The following is a 609-nucleotide window of genomic DNA, read 5'->3' as shown; positions in this document are numbered from 1 at the left end:
GCACCGGCGATGCGATCGCGCGCTACGCCGGCCGCGGCATGGACGGCGCCGCGTTCAAGCGCACCAGCTACGCCGCCCGCTTCGAGAAGGACAACCTGCCCGGTGCGTGGGACAAGCTGCAGGCCAACCTGTACTACAACGACGCCGACCACGTGATGGACAACTACACGCTGCGCACGCCGAACCCGGCCAGCAGCATGCCGATGCCGATGGCCTCCAACGTTGATCGCCGCACCACCGGTGGCCGTATCGCTTCGGAATGGCGCTGGCAGGACATCGCCATCGTGGTCGGCGTGGATGCGCAGGACAGCCGTCATCGCAGCCGTAACGCGATGGGTCGCAACGTGTACCGCCAGCAGCCGTGGCGTACCGACGCACGCTTGGAGAACCTCGGGGCGTTCACCGAGATCACCCTGGGCGAGGGCACCGCGCAACGCTGGGTTGGTGGCCTGCGCATCGACCGCGCCGAAGTGAAGGACGAGCGCGCCACCGCCGGCATGATGGCGATGCCCAATGCGACCGCCGGGCAGACCCGTCGCGAGAACCTGGGCAGCGGCTTCGTCCGGTTCGAGCGCGACATCGCGCCCGCGTTGACCTGGTACGCCGGGA

General features: G+C 68.8%; 1 pseudogene. It reads left to right on the top strand.

From position 1 onward, the window contains the following. A pseudogene (locus AAE045_RS23800) lies at positions 1-609 on the top strand (TonB-dependent copper receptor); the annotation flags it as partial.

This window comes from Dryocola clanedunensis (assembly GCF_038405435.1).
Classification (GTDB): Bacteria; Pseudomonadota; Gammaproteobacteria; order Enterobacterales; family Enterobacteriaceae; genus Dryocola; species Dryocola clanedunensis_A.
Note: the sequence above shows the minus strand (reverse complement) of the source record. Positions and strands in the feature narration are given on the sequence as shown.